We start from the raw sequence: 18,509 nt of genomic DNA, 5'->3' as shown, positions 1-18,509 counted from the left end.
GGTCCATCGAGGTTGTGCTTCGGCTGCGGGCCGGTACGGGTTGGTCGCGCAGTTCCCGCGCCCCTGGGGAACGCCGGCCGGTGTCAACCGGTGCGGCGGATCAGGGCCAGGTACATCGCGTCGGTGCCGTGCAGATGCGGCCAGAGCTGCACGTCAGGTCCCTCGCCGAGCGCCGGGACGCCGGGCAGCAGGGGGCGGGCGTCGATCAGCTCGGTCTCCGGGCGCTGCTTGAGCATGTCGGTGACGACCGCCCTCGTCTCGGCGAGATGCGGCGAGCAGGTGGCGTAGCCGACCACCCCGCCGACCCGCACCGAGTCCAGCGCGGTGCGCAGCAGGGCGCGCTGCAGCGGCCCGAAGGTGTCCAGGTCCTCCGGGCGGCGCCGCCACCGTGCCTCGGGGCGCCTGCGCAGGGCGCCGAGCCCGGTGCAGGGAACGTCCATCAGGACCCGGTCGAACGAGCCGGCCCGCCACGGCGGCCGGGTCCCGTCGGCGGTGACGACCTGGTACGGGCCCGGGTTGCCCTGGAGGGCCCTGGCCACCAGTCCCGCCCGGTGCGGCTGCTTCTCCGCGGCCAGCAGCGCGGCCCCGCGTTCCGCCGCGAGGGCGGCCAGCAGCGCGGCCTTGCCGCCGGGACCGGCGCAGCCGTCGAGCCACGTGGCGTCGGGGCCGTCGAGCGGAGCGTTCGCGAGCGCGAGCGCGACCAGCTGGCTGCCCTCGTCCTGCACCCCGGCCCGCCCCTCGTGCACGGCCCGCACCGCGCCCGGCTCGCCGCCCTCGGCCAGCCGCACGGCGAACGGCGACCAGTGGCCCGGCACGGCGGCGTACTCGCGCAGCAGTTCCTCGGTGGTGGCCCGGCCCGGCCGGGCGACCAGCGTGACCTCGGGCCGCTCGTTGTCGGCCGCCAGCAGTTCCTCGATGCCGGCCCGGCCGCCACCGAGGGAGTCCCACAGCGCGGAGACGACCCAGCGGGGATGCGAGTGCACGACGGCGAGATGGTCCTCGGGATCCTCGTCGTAGGGCGGCGCGACCTTCTCGATCCATCCGTCGAGATCGTTCTGGGCCACCTTCCTCAGCACCGCGTTGACGAACTTGGCCCGCCCGTCGCCGAGCACCACCCGCGCCAGCTCCACGGAGGCGGACACGGCGGCGTGGGTCGGGATCCGGGTCCCGAGGAGCTGGTGCACGCCCATGCTGAGCACGTCGAGCACCGGCGGGTCGACCTCGCGCAGCGGGCGGTCGACACAGGCGGCGATGACGGCGTCATAGGTGCCCTGCCGGCGCAGCGTCCCGTACACCAGCTCGGTGGCGAGAGCCGCGTCCCGCGCGTCGAAGTCGCCCTTCTCGCGGGCCTTGCGCAGCAGCGGCGGCAGGACCAGGTTGGCGTACGCGTCCCGTTCGTCCACCGCGCGCAGCGCTTCGAAGGCCAGGATGCGGACGGGGTCCTTCTGGGGACGGCGGTAGGGCTTGGCGGGCCTGCGCGGCCGCTGGGACTGGTCGCTCACGAAAAAGGTGCTCCGGATGTGAAGAAGGGGATGCGGTTCCCAGCGTACGTCGCAGCGGCCGCGCCGCCGCCGCTCGGGGCCTCAGCCCCCGAGCGTCTCCCCCTCCGCGATGCGCGCCCCGCGCGCCCAGTCGGCGGCCCGCATCGGCTTCTTGCCCTGCGCCTGCACCCACAGCAGCTCGACGGCGTACGAACCGGTGCCCACGTGCACGCTGTTCTTGCCGCCCGCCAGTAGCCCCGGGGTGAGGCCGGTGCGCTCGGGAACGGGCGTGACCTGGACGAGCTTGAGCCGCTCGCCGCGGAACGTGGTCCAGGCGCCGGGCGCGGGCGTGCAGCCGCGCACCACCCGGTCGACGCGGAGGGCGGGTGCCGCCCAGTCCACCTGGGCGTCCTCGACGGTGATCTTGGGTGCGAGGGTGATGCCGTCCGCCGGCTGCGGTACGGCCTTCAGGGTGCCGTCCGCGACGCCGTCCATGGTCGCGGCCAGCAGTCCGGCGCCGGCGAACGCGAGCCGGGTGAGCAGGTCGCCGCTGGTGTCGGTGGGCCGGACCTGCTCGGTGACGGTGCCGTACACCGGCCCCGAGTCGAGCCCCTCCTCGATGAGGAAGGTGGAGGCCCCGGTGATCTCGTCGCCCGCCATGAGGGCGTGCTGCACGGGTGCGGCCCCGCGCCAGGCGGGCAGCAGGGAGAAGTGCAGGTTGACCCAGCCGTGCGCCGGGATGTCCAGGGCGACCCTCGGCAGCAGGGCGCCGTACGCGACCACGGGGCAGCAGTCCGGGGCGATCTCCCGCAGCCGCTCCAGGAACTCGGGGTCGCGCGGCTTGGCCGGCTTCAGCACCTCGATCCCGGCCTCCGCCGCCCGTTCGGCCACGGGGGACGCCACCAGCCTGCGCCCCCGTCCGGCCGGCGCGTCGGGCCGTGTGACGACGGCGGCCACCTCGTGCCGCCCGGAGGCGAGGAGAGCGTCCAGGGCGGGAACGGCGACCTCGGGGGTACCGGCGAAGACGAGCTTCATGGGCGGGATCGGGCCTCTCGGGCGGGGGTTGGACGGGCAGCGCACCAGTCTATGGCCCGGCCCGGTCCCCCGCCCCACCCGCCGCGAACGCGCGGCCGCCGACGGCGACCGGGCCGGGTGACGGGCGGCGTACGAATATGCCCGTACGCCCCCACCCCGTGACCAGCGGAGCGTCTACGCGTTGGTCAAGAGAGAGTTGACCACATCCGGCCGCGCCAGCGGCCCAATTCCTTTCAACGCCGGTTCGAGAGGCTTGTTCATGGCCGACCACGCAACCCACGACGCCCAGGCCCGGGCCAGCCTGCACTTGCTGGTGCGGGACATCGAGCGGGTCCGCCGGCAGGTGGACGCGCTGCGCACGCTCACCGCCCAGTTGGGCAACGTCTACCGTCCGCGCCGTTCCGGCCCGTCCACGGGCTTCGTCGTCTACGGACGCGCCCCCGCCCCCACGGTCCGTCTCGCCCAGGAGCTCCGGGACAGCGTCGAGACGCTGGTCACCGCCGCCGTGGACTTCGACCGCTCACTCGGCTTCTCCTGGGACGCGGTGGGCTCGGCCCTCGGCGTCACCAAGCAGGCGGTGCACCGCCGTTACGGCGCCCGCCGGGCCGCGACCCAGGCGGCCGCCGAGAACGAGCGGGCCACGGAGCCGCCCGGCACCCGCACGCTCGACGCGCTGCCCGCGGTGCCGACGGTTCCCGCGGCCCGTTCGATGCCGACGCAGCCGACCGCGGGCAGCCCGACGCTCCGCGACGACGCCCGGCCGACGGCCTTCCCGGGCCCGCGCAACGGCTGAGCGCACCGCCCGGCCCGACCATTCCTGCCCTCCCGGGAGGCACCGGGAGGGCAGACGTATACCCGGGGAGGGCGCGGGACTCGTCCGGGCCGCGGCCGGCGGCTCTCAGCCGATGTCCGGGGGATCGATCCGCACCCGCACCGGCTCCTCGCTCCCCCGCGCCATCCGCGCGGCCTGAGCCGTCCTCAGAGCGGCGGCCAGTGCGGCCCCACTGCCCGGCGGCACCCGCACCAGCGCCCGTTCCCAGTGCTCACCGGGCGGCGGCGCACCGGGCCTGCGGGGCCGGCCCGGCAGCGTGGGGGGCACTGGCACCGGCCCCAGCACCTCGGCGTCCGCGGGCAGTTCGACGGTGCCGAGGAACTCGGCGACGGCCTCGGCCGACCCGGACACGGCCGCCATCCGGGACACCGGAGGGAAGCCCAGCTCGGCCCGCTCGGCCAGCTCCCGCACCGCGTGCCCCACGGGGTCCCAGCGCACCAGCGCCTGCACGGGGCGCAGGGTCGGCTCGGCCACCACGACCACCGTCCCCCGCTCGCCCTGCGGCCGGACGAGCGCCCCGGCGGCGATCCACCGGCGCAGCGCCTCCTCGCCGGCCCGCAGGTCGGGCCGCCCGAGCATGGCCCATCCGTCCAGCAGCAGGGCCGCCGCGTAGCCGCTCTCGGCGACGGGCTCGGCCCCCGGCGTGCTCACCACCAGCGCGGGCGTGTCCGGCACCGTGTCCAGTACATGCTCGCGCCCCGAGGTGCGCACCGGCACGGCGGGGAAGGCCCGCCCCAGCTCCTCGGCGGTCCGCCGCGCCCCCACTATCTGGGCCCGCAGCCGGAAGCTCCCGCACTCCGGGCAGTGCCAGGCCCCCTCCTCGCGCCCGCACCAGCCGCACCGCGGCGCACCGGCGTCCCGTGCCTCCAGCGGGCCCGCGCAGTGCCGGCACCGGGCCGGCGCCCGGCACTGCGCGCAGGCCATGCGCGGCACGTAACCGCGCCGGGGCACCTGCACCAGCACCGGGCCGTGCCGCAGCCCCTCCCGGACCGCCTGCCAGGCGAGTGTCGGCAGCCGGGCGGCGCGGGCGGCCTCGTCGCGCGCGAGATCCTCGTCCCCGACCGTGCGCACGAGGGGGGCGGCCCCCCGCACCTGCTCCCGGCCGGCGGCCAGGGGCCGCGCCCAGCCGCTCTCGACGAGCTGGGCCGCCTCGACCGTGCAGCTCCAACTGCCGAGCAGAAAGGCGCACTTGTCGAGCGTGGCGCGCAGCAGCAGCACATCCCGCGCATGCGGCTGCGGGGCGTGCTGCTCGCTGTGGCTGCCGTCCCCGTCGTCCCAGATGGCGACGAGCCCGAGATCCCGCACGGGAGCGAACATCGCCGCCCGGGTGCCGACGACGGCGCGCACGGACCCGCGCCGCACCGCGAGCCACTGCGCGTACCGCTTCTCGGGGCCGGCGTCGGCGGTGAGCAGCACATGCTGGCCCTCGCCGAGCAGCGCGGTCAGCGCGGCGTCCACGCGCGCGGCCGCCCGCCCGTCCGGTACGACGACGAGCGCGCCGCGTCCCGAGGCGAGCGTGGCGGCGACGGCCCGGGCCAGCTCGTCGCTCCACAGCGGCCCCGGCAGAGCGCTCCACACGGCCCGCGGGGCGGCACCGGCGGCCAGCGACTCGAGAAAGGCGCCCCCGTGCCCGTACCGCGCCCATGAGGCGGGCTCCGGCGCCGGCGGCGGGGGCAGCGGGGCGGGCGACGGCCGCCGCTCGGCCCGCGCGCTGCGCGGCGGCACGGCGAGCTGCAGCACATCGGCCAGGCTCCCCGCGTACCGGTCGGCCACGGCCCGCACGAGCCCCAGCAGCTCGTCGCTGAGCACGGGCTCGGGCGACACCACCTGGGCGAGGGCGGCCAGCGGCCCCGGGTAGTCGGACTCGGCCCGCCGCTCGACGATGAACCCGCCGATGAGCCCGCCGCCCTCGCGCCGCCCCTCGCGCACGCGCCCCCGCCCGGCGCCGAACCGCACCCGCACCCTGACGCCGGGCTGCGCCTCGGCGTCCAGTTCCTCGGGCACCGCGTAGTCGAAGTACCGGTCGAGGTGCAGTACGCCCTTGTCGACGAGCACCCGCGCCACGGGCAGCTCTCCGGCCAGCGCGGCGCCCCGCCAGGTCCGCGGCTTGGCCCGGGGCACCTTGGCCCCCCGCACGCTCTCCCGGATGAGCGCGAGCTGCTCCGGCGGCGCACCCTCGGCCCCGCCGCCCCCCGAACCGTTCTCGCTGCTCACGCTTGCATTCTTACCAAACGCCACCGACAACCGGCGCCCGAGCGGGATCCACCCGATGCCGGGAGGCGCGGACAGAGGGCGTGGACGGGACGGCGCGTGGACGGTGCGGGAGCGCCGGACACACGCCGAGGCCCGGCCCCCGAAGGGAAGCCGGGCCTCGGCGGGACGACCGGGACGGGACTACAGGCCCGCGGCCTTGCGCAGGGCGTCCACGCGGTCCGTGCGCTCCCAGGTGAAGTCGGGAAGCTCGCGGCCGAAGTGGCCGTACGCGGCGGTCTGGGCGTAGATCGGGCGGAGCAGGTCGAGGTCGCGGATGATCGCGGCCGGACGGAGATCGAAGACCTCGTCGATCGCCTTCTCGATCTTCTCGTGGTCGATCTTGGCGGTGCCGAAGGTCTCCACGAACAGGCCCACCGGCTCCGCCTTGCCGATGGCGTAGGCGACCTGGACCTCGCAGCGGGAGGCCAGGCCCGCCGCCACGACGTTCTTGGCGACCCAGCGCATGGCGTAGGCGGCGGAGCGGTCGACCTTGGACGGGTCCTTGCCGGAGAAGGCGCCGCCGCCGTGGCGGGCCATGCCGCCGTAGGTGTCGATGATGATCTTGCGGCCGGTCAGACCGGCGTCGCCCATGGGGCCGCCGATCTCGAAACGGCCGGTCGGGTTGACCAGCAGCCGGTAGCCCTCGGTGTCCAGCTTGATGCCGTCCTCCAGCAGCGCCTTCAGCTCGGGCTCGACGACGAACTCGCGGATGTCGGGCGCGAGCAGCGACTCGAGGTCGATGTCCGAGGCGTGCTGGGAGGAGACCACGACCGTGTCGAGGCGCACGGCCTTGTCGCCGTCGTACTCGATGGTGACCTGCGTCTTGCCGTCGGGGCGCAGGTAGGGGATGGTGCCGTTCTTGCGGACCTCGGAGAGGCGCTTCGAGAGGCGGTGCGCCAGGAAGACCGGCAGCGGCATCAGCGTCGGGGTCTCGTCCGCGGCGTAGCCGAACATCAGGCCCTGGTCGCCGGCGCCCTGCTTGTCGAGCTCGTCCTCGTCGCCCTCGACCCGGGACTCGTAGGCCGTGTCGACGCCCTGCGCGATGTCCGGGGACTGCGCGCCGATCGACACCGAGACGCCGCAGGAGGCTCCGTCGAAGCCCTTCTTCGAGGAGTCGTAACCGATCTCGAGGATCTTGTTGCGGACCAGGGTCGCGATGTCCGCGTAGGCCTTGGTCGTCACCTCGCCGGCCACGTGCACCAGGCCGGTGGTGATCAGCGTCTCGACGGCGACACGCGAGGAGGGGTCCTCGCGCAGCAGCGCGTCGAGAATGGTGTCGCTGATCTGGTCAGCGATCTTGTCGGGGTGACCCTCGGTCACGGACTCCGAGGTGAACAGGCGACGGGACACAACGCTCCCTGGGGTTGCAGCGGCTGCTGGCTGATCATTGGCGGACAACGCGGGAGCTGCGCCCGACGTCGTCCGTGAACAGTTTATCGGTCGCACTCGGCCGTCGGCCCACGTGTCTCGCCTCTCGGGAGAGCTGTGACCTGCGGCACGGGCATTCTGCACAATGCCGAGCGGCCTTGGCCAGGCCGACCACGCGACATTGTGCGGCGGAAAACCGACGTCGTGCGGCCGGAACAAAACGGCCCGGACGGCCGAACCGAGCCACGCCCGGACGGCGCAACGGCGACGGCCGGGTCAGCCGAGACGGGCGGCCACCAGGTCCCAGACGACGTCCGCGAGGGCCTCCTTGGGACCGTGCGGCACGGGGGTCTCGCTGCCGTCGGCGCCCAGCACCACGGCCTCGTTCTCCTCGGAGCCGAAGGTCTTGCGCTCCCCCACCTCGTTGACGACGAGGAGGTCGCAGCCCTTGCGGGCGAGCTTCGCGCGGCCGTTGGCGAGCACGTCGTCGGTCTCCGCGGCGAAGCCGACGACGACCTGCGCGGGCCGGGCACGCTCGGCCGAGATCTCCGCGAGGATGTCCGGATTCCGCACCAGGGTGATGGGGGCGGGCTCCTGGTCGTCCTTCTTCTTGATCTTCCCGGCCGCGTAGACGGCGGGACGGAAGTCGGCGACGGCGGCGGCCATGACCACGGCGTCGGCGTCGGCCGCGGCCTTCAGGACGGCCTCGCGCAGCTGGACGGCGGTGCCCACCGGGACGACGTCGACGCCGGCCGGGTCGGGCAGCCCGGTGTTGGCGGCGATCAGCGTGACCCGGGCGCCGCGGGCGGCGGCCGTGCGGGCGAGGGCGTAGCCCTGCTTGCCGGACGAGCGGTTGCCCAGGAAGCGGACCGGGTCGAGGGGCTCGCGGGTGCCGCCGGCCGAGACCACGACGTGCCGTCCCTGGAGATCGGGCGCCTGGGCACCCCGGGCCAGGACCCGGCGGCACACCTCGAAGATCTCCACCGGGTCGGGCAGCCGGCCCTTTCCGGTGTCGACCCCGGTCAGACGGCCGACCGCGGGCTCGATGACGACGGCGCCGCGATGGCGCAGCGTCGCCACGTTCTCCTGGGTGGCGGGGTGCTCCCACATCTCCGTGTGCATGGCCGGCGCGAAGACGACCGGGCAGCGGGCGGTGAGGAGGGTGTTGGTCAGCAGGTCGTCCGCGAGGCCGTGGGCGGCCTTGGCGAGCATGTCGGCGGTGGCCGGGGCCACCACGACCAGGTCGGCGTGCTGGCCGATGCGGACGTGCGGCACCTCGTCGACGTGGTCCCAGACCTCCGTGGAGACCGGGTTGCCGGAGAGGGCGGACCAGGTGGCCGCGCCGACGAAGTGCAGCGCGGAGGCGGTGGGCACCACGCGCACGTCGTGACCCGACTCCGTGAACCTCCTCAGCAGCTCACAGGCCTTGTATGCGGCGATGCCGCCACTGACCCCCAGAACGACCCTCGGCTTGTCCACCATCTCTCCCGGGCTCGGCGACGTACGGGAACGTACGGGACCATCACACACCACAGGCCCGGCAGCATGACTGCCGGGCCTGTGGATAAGTCAACCGCGATCTGAAAGTACTACCGCGCGGTTCTACTGGGCGGGGCCCTCGATGGCCTCGGAGGTCAGCAGACCGGCGTTGATCTCACGCAGGGCGATCGACAGCGGCTTCTCGTGGACGTGGGTGTCGACGAGCGGACCGACGTACTCGAGCAGGCCCTCGCCGAGCTGCGAGTAGTAAGCGTTGATCTGGCGGGCCCGCTTGGCCGCGTAGATCACGAGGCTGTACTTCGAGTCGGTGGCCTCGAGAAGCTCGTCGATCGGCGGGTTGATGATGCCCTCGGGCGCGGTGATGGAAGAGGACACGCTCTACCTTCCGATGGATGGGAAAGAATCAGTCGGTGCGACCGGCCCGCTTGCACCTGGGTGCGGCGGTATCGATCACACAACGTCCATCAAGGCTAGCAGCTCGCGGGCCACGTCCTCGACGGAGGTGTTGACGAGGGTCTCGTGGAACTCCGGCTCGGCCGCCAGCTCGGTCTTCGCCGCGTCCAGCCGGCGCTCGATCACCTCGGGCGGCTCGGTCCCCCGGCCGGTCAGCCTGCGCACCAGTTCGTCCCAGGAGGGCGGGGCCAGGAACACCAGCTGGGCGTCGGACATCGACTCGCGGACCTGCCGGGCGCCCTGGAGGTCGATCTCCAGCAGCACGGGCTCGCCCTTCTCCAGCCGCTCCTGCACGGCGGCGCGGGGCGTGCCGTAGCGGTTGCCGGCGAACTCGGCCCACTCCAGCAGCTCGCCGTTGGCGATCAGCTTGTCCATCTCGTCGTCGGTGACGAAGAAGTAGTGGACTCCGTGCTGCTCGCCGGGGCGCGGCTTGCGGGTGGTCGCGGACACCGAGAGCCAGACCTCGGGATGTTTCTTGCGCATATGGGCGACGACCGTGCTCTTGCCGACCCCGGAGGGGCCGGAGAGCACGGTCAGCCGCGGACGTGCGTCCGGGGGCACGGGGGTCGTCCCCCGGGGTGTTACAGCCATGCAGCGATTATTCCAGCAATCCCGGCATGCCCGGGACTCCCGGTCCGGCGGGGGCCGGACTCAGGAGCCGGTGCTGCCGAACTCACGCTCCAGGGAGGCGATCTGGTTGGAGCCGAGACCGCGCACGCGACGGCTCTCGGAGATGCCCAGACGCTCCATGATCTGCTTGGCGCGGACCTTGCCCACGCCCGGCAGGGACTCGAGCAGGGCGGAGACCTTCATCTTGCCGATGACGTCGTTCTCCTGGCCCTGCTTGATGACCTCGTGCAGGGAGGCGCCGGAGTGCTTGAGTCGATTCTTGACCTCGGCCCGCTCCCGGCGAGCCGCGGCGGCCTTTTCGAGCGCGGCTGCGCGCTGTTCAGGGGTAAGGGGCGGAAGAGCCACGCCTACGTCACCTCGGATGTCGAACTGTCGGATACGGACCGGTGAGGAACCTAGTCGCCCCACACCTGGGGAGCCACGAGCAACACGCTGCCCGTTCTCCCCCACTACCTGCGGAGGCGCGGGAGGTGCCCCCACTGCTCGGAGACTAGCGGGCAAGTCCGCCAGAGTCAGCGAGAACAGCGGAAAAGTACAGGTCAGCCGCCGCCAGGCCGGACATTTCAGACATACTGCCCTGGATTTGAGGATGTATTCACACTCAAGCCGCCCGCCCGCCGCGCACCGGACCGCCCTCCCGGCAGCTCAGCCGCCCGCGACGGCGGTCCGGATCTCCTCCGCGAAGCGCTCCGTGGCCGAGCGCAGGGCTCCGACGTCGGGACCCTGGCGCAGCACGCCCCGGCTGACGTTCGGCACCACGTTGCGCACCGCCGACCCGAACACGCGGGGGAGGTCGGCCGCCGTCGCCCCCTGCGCCCCGACGCCGGGTGCCAGGAGCGGGCCGTTGACACCGAGGTCGTACGAGGACAGGTCGCCCACCGTGGCGCCGACGACCGCGCCGAACGAGCCCAGCGGCTCCTCGCCGGCGTTCTCGGCGGCCAGGTGCGCCAGCATGGTCGCGCCCACGTCGCGCCCGTCGGCGCGGACCGCGTGCTGGACCTCCGCGCCCTCCGGGTTCGAGGTCAGCGCCAGCACGAACAGCCCGGTCCCGCTCTCCCTGGCCAGCGCGACGGCCGGGCTGAGCGAGCCGTAGCCGAGGTAGGGCGAGACGGTCAGCGCGTCGGAGAACAGCGGGGAGTCCTTGTGCAGGTAGGCCTCGGCGTACCCGGCCATGGTCGAGCCGATGTCGCCGCGCTTGGCGTCCATCACGACCAGGGTGCCGGCCGCGCGCGCCTCCTGGACCGTCCGCTCCAGCACCGCGACGCCGCGCGAGCCGAACCGCTCGAAGAACGCGCTCTGCGGCTTCATGACGGCGACCCGGTCGGCCACCGCCTCGACGACCGTGCGGCTGAACCGCTCCAGACCGGCCACGTCGTCGGTCAGGCCCCACTCGGCGAGCAGGGAGGCGTGCGGGTCGATGCCGACGCACAGCGGGCCGCGTTCGTCCATCGCGCGGCGCAGGCGCGCGCCGAAGGGTTCCAGAACCGTCATGCGTCGTTCCTCACGTCGGCGCCGACCGCGTCGGCGAGGGTGGCGTACGGGCTGGTCCGCAGGCGCGCGGCGAGGCCCTTGTGGATCGCGCGGGACCAGAACGGGCCCTCGTAGATGAATGCGCTGTACCCCTGCACCAGCGTGGCACCGGCCAGGATGCGCTGCCAGGCGTCCTCGGCGGTCTCGACGCCGCCGACGCCCACCAGCGTGATCCGGTCGCCCACGCGCGCGTACAGGCGGCGCAGCACCTCCAGGGAGCGCGCCTTCAGCGGTGCGCCGGAGAGGCCGCCGGTCTCCTTCACCAGCGACGGCGCGGAGGTCAGACCGAGGCCTTCGCGCGCGATGGTGGTGTTGGTGGCGATGATGCCGTCCAGCCCGAGTTCCACCGCAAGGTCGGCGACGGCGTCGACGTCCTCGTCCGCGAGATCGGGAGCGATCTTCACCAGCAGCGGGACGCGCCGGTCCGGGACCGCGCGGTCGGCGGCCTCGCGCACCGCGCCGAGCAGCGGGCGCAGCGCCTCGGTCGCCTGGAGGTTGCGCAGGCCGGGCGTGTTCGGGGAGGAGACGTTCACGACCAGGTAGTCGGCGTAGGGCGCGAGGCGCTCGGCGGACTTCACGTAGTCGCCGACGGCCTCCTCCTCGGGGACGACCTTGGTCTTGCCGATGTTGACGCCGACCACGGTCCGGAACACCGGCTCGCGGGCGGCGAGGCGGGCCGCGACGGCCAGTGAGCCGTCGTTGTTGAAGCCCATGCGGTTGATCAGCGCGCGGTCGGCCACGAGCCGGAACAGTCGCTTCCTGGGATTGCCGGGCTGCGGTTCACCGGTGACCGTGCCGATCTCGACGTGGTCGAAGCCCAGCATCGACATGCCGTCGATGGCGACGGCGTTCTTGTCGAAGCCGGCGGCGAGCCCGAAGGGGCCGTGCATGCGCAGCCCGAAGGCCTCGGTGCGCAGCTCCCTGTGGCGGGGCGCGAGGGCGGCCGCGACGAACGTGCGCAGCACGGGGACGCGGACGGCCAGCCGGATCCAGCGGAAGGCCAGGTGGTGGGCCGTCTCGGGGTCCATCCGTTTGAAGACGAGGTTGAAGAAGATCTTGTACATGATGTCCTCATGAAGAGGGGGACACCGTTTCCGGTGTCCCCCTCAGGGCTGCTAGTCGCGGGCCGCGGTCAGGTGTTCCGCGTGTTCCTGGAGCGAGCGGACGCCCACGTCGCCGTGGTTGAGGGCGTCGATGCCCTGAACGGCCGCCGCGAGCGCCTGGACGGTCGTCAGGCACGGCACGGAGCGGGCCACCGCCGCGGTGCGGATGTCGTAGCCGTCGAGGCGGCCGCCGGTGCCGTACGGGGTGTTGACGATGAGGTCGACCTCGCCGTCGTGGATGAGCTGGACGACGGTCCGCTCACCGTTCGGGCCGGTGCCCTCGGACTGCTTGCGCACGACCGTGGCGTTGATGCCGTTGCGCCTGAGCACCTCGGCGGTGCCGGAGGTGGCGAGCAGCTCGAAGCCGTGCGCGACCAGCTCGCGCGCCGGGAAGATCATCGAGCGCTTGTCCCGGTTGGCGACCGAGATGAACGCGCGGCCCTTGGTGGGCAGCGGCCCGTAGGCGCCGGCCTGCGACTTGGCGTACGCCGTGCCGAAGACCGAGTCGATGCCCATGACCTCGCCGGTGGAGCGCATCTCCGGGCCGAGGATCGTGTCGACGCCGCGGCCCTGGATGTCGCGGAAGCGCGACCACGGCATCACGGCCTCCTTGACGGAGATCGGCGCGTCCAGCGGCAGTTCACCGCCGTCGCCGTTCGCCGGGAGCAGGCCCTCGGCGCGCAGCTCGGCGACGGTCGCGCCCAGCGAGATCCGGGCGGCGGCCTTGGCCAGCGGCACCGCGGTCGCCTTGGAGGTGAAGGGCACCGTACGGGAGGCGCGCGGGTTGGCCTCCAGGACGTAGAGGATGTCGCCCGCCATCGCGAACTGGATGTTGATCAGGCCGCGCACGCCGACGCCCTTGGCGATCGCCTCGGTGGAGGCGCGCAGGCGCTTGATGTCGAAGCCGCCGAGGGTGATCGGGGGCAGAGCACACGCCGAGTCGCCGGAGTGGATGCCGGCCTCCTCGATGTGCTCCATCACGCCGCCGAGGTACAGCTCCTCGCCGTCGTAGAGCGCGTCGACGTCGATCTCGATGGCGTCGTCCAGGAAGCGGTCGACGAGGACCGGCCGGGAGGGGCTGATCTCGGTCGACTCGGCGATGTAGGAGGCCAGGCGGGACTCGTCGTAGACGATCTCCATGCCGCGCCCGCCGAGGACGTACGAGGGCCGGACCAGGACCGGGTAGCCGATCTCGTCGGCGATGGCCTTGGCCTCCTCGAAGGTGGTGGCCGTGCCGTGCTTCGGGGCGGGCAGGCCGGCCTCGGCGAGGACCCGGCCGAAGGCGCCGCGGTCCTCGGCGGCGTGGATCGCCTCGGGCGAGGTGCCCACGATCGGCACGCCGTTGTCCTTCAGGGCCTGCGACAGGCCGAGCGGGGTCTGGCCGCCGAGCTGCACGATCACGCCCGCGACCGGGCCGGCCTGCTGCTCCGCGTGGACGATCTCCAGCACGTCCTCCAGCGTCAGCGGCTCGAAGTACAGCCGGTCGGAGGTGTCGTAGTCGGTGGAGACGGTCTCCGGGTTGCAGTTGACCATCACGGTCTCGTACCCGGCGTCGGACAGCGCGAAGGAGGCGTGGACACAGGAGTAGTCGAACTCGATGCCCTGACCGATGCGGTTCGGGCCGGAGCCCAGGATGATCACCGCGGGCTTCTCGCGGGTCGCGACCTCGGACTCCTCGTCGTAGGACGAGTAGAAGTACGGCGTCCTCGCGGCGAACTCGGCGGCGCAGGTGTCGACCGTCTTGTAGACCGGGCGGATGCCGAGGGCGTGCCGGACCTCCCGGACGACGTCCTCGCGCAGACCGCGGATGTCGGCGATCTGCTGGTCGGAGAAGCCGTGGCGCTTGGCCTCGGTGAGCAGGTCACCGGTCAGCTCGGGCGCCTCGGCCAGCTCGTCCGCGATCTCCTTGATCAGGAAGAGCTGGTCCACGAACCACGGGTCGATCTTCGTGAACTCGAAGACCTCCTCGGGCGTGGCGCCCGCGCGGATGGCCTGCATGACGGTGTTGATCCGGCCGTCGGTGGGGCGCACGGCCTCGTGGAGCAGCGCCTCCTTGTCGCCGGGCTCGCCGGTGAAGGCGAACTGGCTGCCCTTCTTCTCCAGCGAGCGCAGCGCCTTCTGGAAGGCCTCGGGGAAGTTGCGGCCGATGGCCATGGCCTCGCCGACCGACTTCATGGTGGTGGTCAGCGTGGAGTCGGCCTGCGGGAACTTCTCGAAGGCGAACCGCGGGGCCTTGACGACCACGTAGTCGAGCGTGGGCTCGAAGGAGGCCGGGGTCTCCTGGGTGATGTCGTTCGGGATCTCGTCGAGCGTGTAGCCGACGGCCAGCTTGGCGGCGATCTTGGCGATGGGGAAGCCGGTCGCCTTGGAGGCGAGCGCCGACGAACGCGACACGCGCGGGTTCATCTCGATGACGATGACCCGGCCGTCCTCGGGGTTCACCGCGAACTGGATGTTGCAGCCGCCGGTGTCGACGCCGACCTCGCGGATGACGGCGATGCCGATGTCGCGCAGGATCTGGTACTCGCGGTCGGTCAGCGTCATCGAGGGCGCGACCGTGATGGAGTCACCGGTGTGCACGCCCATGGGGTCGAAGTTCTCGATGGAGCAGACGACCACGACGTTGTCGTGCTTGTCGCGCATCAGCTCCAGCTCGTACTCCTTCCAGCCGAGGATGGACTCCTCCAGGAGCACCTCGGTGGTCGGGGAGAGCGTGAGGCCCTGGCCGGCGATGCGGCGCAGCTCCTCCTCGTCGTGCGCGAAGCCGGAGCCGGCGCCGCCCATGGTGAAGGAGGGGCGGACGACCACGGGGTAGCCGCCGAGCGTCTCGACGCCCTTGAGGACGTCGTCCATGGAGTGGCAGATGACCGAGCGGGCGGACTCGCCGTGCCCGGTCTTGCGACGGACCTCCTCCACGACCCCCTTGAACAGGTCGCGGTCCTCGCCCTTGTGGATGGCCTCGGGCTTGGCGCCGATCAGCTCGACGCCGTACTTCTCCAGGACGCCGTTCTCGTGCAGCGCGATGGCGGTGTTGAGGGCCGTCTGGCCGCCCAGGGTGGGCAGGAGCGTGTCCGGGCGCTCCTTGGCGATGATCTTCTCGACGAACTCGGGGGTGATCGGCTCGACGTAGGTGGCGTCGGCGATCTCCGGGTCGGTCATGATCGTCGCCGGGTTGGAGTTGACGAGGACCACGCGCAGGCCCTCGGCCTTGAGCACCCGGCACGCCTGGGTGCCGGAGTAGTCGAACTCGGCGGCCTGGCCGATGACGATCGGGCCGGAGCCGATGACCAGGACGGACTGGATATCGGTGCGCTTAGGCACGCTGGCCCTCCATCAGGGATACGAAGCGGTCGAAGAGGTAGGCGGCGTCGTGCGGGCCCGCTGCCGCTTCGGGGTGGTACTGGACGGAGAAGGCCGGCTGGTCGAGCAGCCGCAGCCCCTCCACCACGTCGTCGTTCAGGCAGACGTGGGAGACCTCGGCGCGGCCGAACTTGGTCTCGCTGACCTTGTCGAGCGGCGCGTCGACGGCGAAGCCGTGGTTGTGCGCGGTGACCTCGACCTTGCCGGTCGTACGGTCCTGGACCGGCTGGTTGATGCCCCGGTGGCCGTACTTCAGCTTGTAGGTGCCGAAGCCGAGGGCGCGGCCGAGGATCTGGTTGCCGAAGCAGATGCCGAACAGCGGCGTCCGGCGCTCCAGGACGGCGGCCATCAGCGCGACCGGGCCGTCGGCGGTGGCCGGGTCACCCGGGCCGTTGGAGAAGAAGACACCGTCGGGCTCGACGGCGTAGACCTCGTCGGGCGTGGCGGTGGCCGGGAGCACGTGCACCTCGATGCCGCGCTCGGCCATGCGGTGCGGGGTCATGCCCTTGATGCCGAGGTCGATGGCGGCGACGGTGAAGCGCTTCTCACCGACCGCCGGGACGACGTACGCCTCCTTGGTGGCGACCTCCTCGTAGAGGCTCGCGCCCTTCATGTGCGGCTGCGCCTGCACCCGCTCGACCAGCTCGGCCTCGGGGGCGACGCCCGCGCCGGAGGCGCTGCTCAGCGCGGTGCCGGAGAAGATGCCGGCGCGCATCGAGCCACGCTCGCGCAGGTGGCGGGTGAGCGCGCGGGTGTCGATCCCGGAGATGCCGACCACGCCCTGCTCGACCAGCGCGTCGTCCAGGGACCGCTTGGCGCGCCAGTTGGACGGCACGCGCGCGGGGTCGCGCACGACGTACCCGGAGACCCAGATGCGCCGGGACTCGTCGTCCTCGTCGTTCCAGCCGGTGTTGCCGATCTGCGGGGCGGTCGCGACGACGATCTGGCGGTCGTAGGACGGGTCGGTGAGGGTCTCCTGGTAGCCGGTCATGCCGGTGGAGAACACGGCCTCGCCGAAGGTCTCCCCCACGGCCCCGTAGGCGCGGCCGCGGAAGGTGCGGCCGTCCTCCAGGACGAGTACGGCGGGAACCTTCGCGGTTCCCCTGGTGGAGGTCGTCATCGTGCGCCTTCCGTGTCGTTGATCATCTTGTTCAGGGTGTCGGCCCACTCGGTGTGCTCGGCCGCGTGGTCCGAGCGGAAGCCGGAGTCGATCAGCCTGTCGCCGAGCGCCCAGGTCACCACCAGCAGTCCGCCCTCGGTGAGGACCTTGCCCGCGATGCCCTTGTCGAGCCGGGCGCCGCGCAGCGCGGCCGTGGGGACGAAGAAGTCGGTCGCTCCGGGGCGCTCGACCTCCAGGCCCGCGTCGGTCAGGGTGAGCTCGGCCCGGCTGCGGGTGCCGAGGCCGTGGGCCACGATGCGGTCCAGCCACTGCCCGGCGGTCGTGGAGCCGTGGTAGCGGCCGCTCATGCTCAGTCTCACCGGGCCGGTCTCGTCCGGCGCGCTGGGCGGGGCGGGCAGGTCCCCCTGGAGGGTGCCGCGCCATTTCCAGCCCTCGCGCATCAGCCAGTAGAGGAGCGCGACGAAGAGGGCGAGTCCGACGAGCCAGCCGATGCGGGCGCCCCAGTCGGTGACCTCGGCCGACTTCTTCGCCTCGGCCAGCAGGATTACAGGTGTCACGTGAGCTTCCCGTCGACGAGCGTGGCCTTGCCCCGGAGCCACGTGTGCGTCACACGGCCCGGCAGCTCGCGTCCCTCGTACGGGGTGTTGCGGCTGCGCGAGGCGAAGCCCGCGGGGTCCACCTGGCCACGGTATGCCGTGTCGACGAGGGCGAGGTTGGCGGGCTCACCAGCCGAGACGGGGCGGCCGTGCCCGGTTGCCTGCCCGATCTGCGCGGGCTTGACGGACATCCGGTCGGCGACGCCGGCCCAGTCCAGCAGGCCCGTGTCGACCATCGTCTCCTGGACCACCGACAACGCGGTCTCCAGGCCCACCATGCCCATGGCGGCGGCGGCCCACTCGCAGTCCTTGTCCTCGTGCGGGTGCGGGGCGTGGTCGGTGGCGACGATGTCGATCGTGCCGTCGGCGAGCGCTTCGCGCAGGGCGTGCACGTCGCGTTCGGTGCGCAGCGGCGGGTTGACCTTGTAGACCGGGTTGTACGTGCGCACCAGCTCGTCGGTGAGGAGCAGGTGGTGCGGGGTGACCTCGGCGGTGACGTCGATGCCGCGGGACTTGGCCCAGCGGACGATCTCCACGGACCCGGCGGTCGACAGGTGGCAGATGTGCACGCGGGAGCCCACGTGTTCGGCGAGCAGCACGTCCCGCGCGATGATCGACTCCTCGGCGACGGCCGGCCAGCCGCCCAGGCCCAGTTCGGCGGAGACGACGCCCTCGTTCATCTGGGCGCCCTCGGTGAGGCGCGGCTCCTGCGCGTGCTGGGCGACGACGCCGCCGAAGGCCTTCACGTACTCCAGCGCGCGGCGCATGATCACCGCGTCGTCCACGCACTTGCCGTCGTCGGAGAAGACGGTGACGCCGGCGGCGGACTCGTGCATCGCGCCCAGCTCGGCGAGCTTCCTGCCCTCCAGGCCGACGGTGACGGCGCCGATGGGCTGCACGTCGCAGTAGCCGTGCTCCTTGCCGAGCCGGTAGACCTGCTCGACGACGCCGGCGGTGTCGGCGACCGGGAAGGTGTTGGCCATGGCGAACACGGCCGTGTAGCCGCCGCTCGCGGCCGCGCGGGTGCCGGTCAGCACGGTCTCGGAGTCCTCGCGGCCCGGCTCGCGCAGATGGGTGTGCAGGTCGACCAGGCCGGGGAGCAGTACCTTGCCGGCGGCCTCGACGACCTCCGCGCCCTCGGCACTGAGGCCCTGGCCCACCTCCGCGATCGTCTCGCCGTCGATCAGCACGTCCTGCGGCTCGCCGCCGAGCACCTTCGCACCACGGATCAGGATCTTGCTCATGGTT

The 18,509-nt window shown here is 72.7% G+C and carries 15 protein-coding genes; 1 reads left to right on the top strand and 14 read right to left on the bottom strand.

Annotated elements, in window-relative coordinates; all coding sequences use genetic code 11:
- Positions 1 to 83: 83 nt before the first annotated feature.
- On the bottom strand, positions 84 to 1,502 hold the full coding sequence (locus tag ACFVVO_RS20545) for an RsmB/NOP family class I SAM-dependent RNA methyltransferase (RefSeq protein ID WP_390056755.1): 1,419 nt from the start codon (positions 1,500 to 1,502) through the stop codon (positions 84 to 86).
- A gap of 81 nt (positions 1,503 to 1,583) precedes the next feature.
- A complete protein-coding gene (gene fmt / locus ACFVVO_RS20540) occupies positions 1,584 to 2,516 on the bottom strand; it encodes a methionyl-tRNA formyltransferase (RefSeq protein WP_390056753.1) in 933 nt (310 codons plus the stop codon).
- A 259-nt stretch (positions 2,517 to 2,775) separates the two neighbouring features.
- On the opposite strand from fmt, the gene ACFVVO_RS20535 reads away from it, so the two are divergent.
- On the top strand, positions 2,776 to 3,309 hold the full coding sequence (locus tag ACFVVO_RS20535) for a hypothetical protein (RefSeq protein WP_390056751.1): 534 nt from the start codon (positions 2,776 to 2,778) through the stop codon (positions 3,307 to 3,309).
- Between the two features lie 105 nt (positions 3,310 to 3,414).
- Here the strand turns inward: ACFVVO_RS20535 and ACFVVO_RS20530 are convergent, their stop codons facing one another.
- The 12 genes from ACFVVO_RS20530 to ACFVVO_RS20475 all read right to left on the bottom strand — a co-directional run bounded on the left by ACFVVO_RS20530 (position 3,415) and on the right by ACFVVO_RS20475 (position 18,505).
- On the bottom strand, positions 3,415 to 5,562 hold the full coding sequence (locus tag ACFVVO_RS20530) for a primosomal protein N' (RefSeq protein ID WP_390056749.1): 2,148 nt from the start codon (positions 5,560 to 5,562) through the stop codon (positions 3,415 to 3,417).
- Between the two features lie 180 nt (positions 5,563 to 5,742).
- Positions 5,743 to 6,951 (bottom strand): methionine adenosyltransferase, encoded by a 1,209-nt coding sequence (metK, locus tag ACFVVO_RS20525; protein WP_390056748.1) that lies wholly within the window; start codon positions 6,949 to 6,951, stop codon positions 5,743 to 5,745.
- A 294-nt stretch (positions 6,952 to 7,245) separates the two neighbouring features.
- On the bottom strand, positions 7,246 to 8,448 hold the full coding sequence (coaBC, locus tag ACFVVO_RS20520) for a bifunctional phosphopantothenoylcysteine decarboxylase/phosphopantothenate--cysteine ligase CoaBC (RefSeq protein ID WP_390056888.1): 1,203 nt from the start codon (positions 8,446 to 8,448) through the stop codon (positions 7,246 to 7,248).
- Between the two features lie 123 nt (positions 8,449 to 8,571).
- The gene (gene rpoZ / locus ACFVVO_RS20515; RefSeq protein WP_005319902.1) at positions 8,572 to 8,844 is read right to left on the bottom strand and encodes a DNA-directed RNA polymerase subunit omega; all 273 of its coding nucleotides are present in this window, start codon (positions 8,842 to 8,844) and stop codon (positions 8,572 to 8,574) included.
- A 75-nt stretch (positions 8,845 to 8,919) separates the two neighbouring features.
- Entirely contained in the window at positions 8,920 to 9,513 is a 594-nt protein-coding gene (gmk, locus tag ACFVVO_RS20510; RefSeq protein WP_390056746.1) for a guanylate kinase, read from the bottom strand.
- A gap of 60 nt (positions 9,514 to 9,573) precedes the next feature.
- Entirely contained in the window at positions 9,574 to 9,897 is a 324-nt protein-coding gene (locus ACFVVO_RS20505; protein ID WP_003977346.1) for an integration host factor, read from the bottom strand.
- 300 nt (positions 9,898 to 10,197) lie between these two features.
- On the bottom strand, positions 10,198 to 11,043 hold the full coding sequence (pyrF, locus tag ACFVVO_RS20500; protein WP_390056745.1) for an orotidine-5'-phosphate decarboxylase: 846 nt from the start codon (positions 11,041 to 11,043) through the stop codon (positions 10,198 to 10,200).
- Complete coding sequence (locus tag ACFVVO_RS20495) at positions 11,040 to 12,146, bottom strand: quinone-dependent dihydroorotate dehydrogenase (RefSeq protein ID WP_390056743.1); 1,107 nt, start codon at positions 12,144 to 12,146, stop codon at positions 11,040 to 11,042. Before ACFVVO_RS20495 ends, pyrF begins: the two co-directional genes overlap by 4 nt.
- A gap of 51 nt (positions 12,147 to 12,197) precedes the next feature.
- Positions 12,198 to 15,506, bottom strand: coding sequence for a carbamoyl-phosphate synthase large subunit (gene carB, locus ACFVVO_RS20490; protein WP_390056741.1), 3,309 nt, complete (start codon positions 15,504 to 15,506; stop codon positions 12,198 to 12,200).
- On the bottom strand, positions 15,499 to 16,665 hold the full coding sequence (carA, locus tag ACFVVO_RS20485; RefSeq protein ID WP_390056739.1) for a glutamine-hydrolyzing carbamoyl-phosphate synthase small subunit: 1,167 nt from the start codon (positions 16,663 to 16,665) through the stop codon (positions 15,499 to 15,501). The genes carB and carA overlap by 8 nt, the downstream gene beginning before the upstream one ends.
- A complete protein-coding gene (locus ACFVVO_RS20480) occupies positions 16,662 to 17,222 on the bottom strand; it encodes a hypothetical protein (RefSeq protein ID WP_390056737.1) in 561 nt (186 codons plus the stop codon). Before ACFVVO_RS20480 ends, carA begins: the two co-directional genes overlap by 4 nt.
- Positions 17,219 to 18,505 (bottom strand): dihydroorotase, encoded by a 1,287-nt coding sequence (locus tag ACFVVO_RS20475; protein WP_390056735.1) that lies wholly within the window; start codon positions 18,503 to 18,505, stop codon positions 17,219 to 17,221. Before ACFVVO_RS20475 ends, ACFVVO_RS20480 begins: the two co-directional genes overlap by 4 nt.
- Between the last annotated feature and the right edge of the window lie 4 nt (positions 18,506 to 18,509).

It is taken from the genome of Streptomyces sp. NPDC058145 (assembly GCF_042884245.1).
Classification (GTDB): domain Bacteria; phylum Actinomycetota; class Actinomycetes; order Streptomycetales; family Streptomycetaceae; genus Streptomyces.
This window is presented reverse-complemented; position numbering and strand designations above follow the sequence as displayed.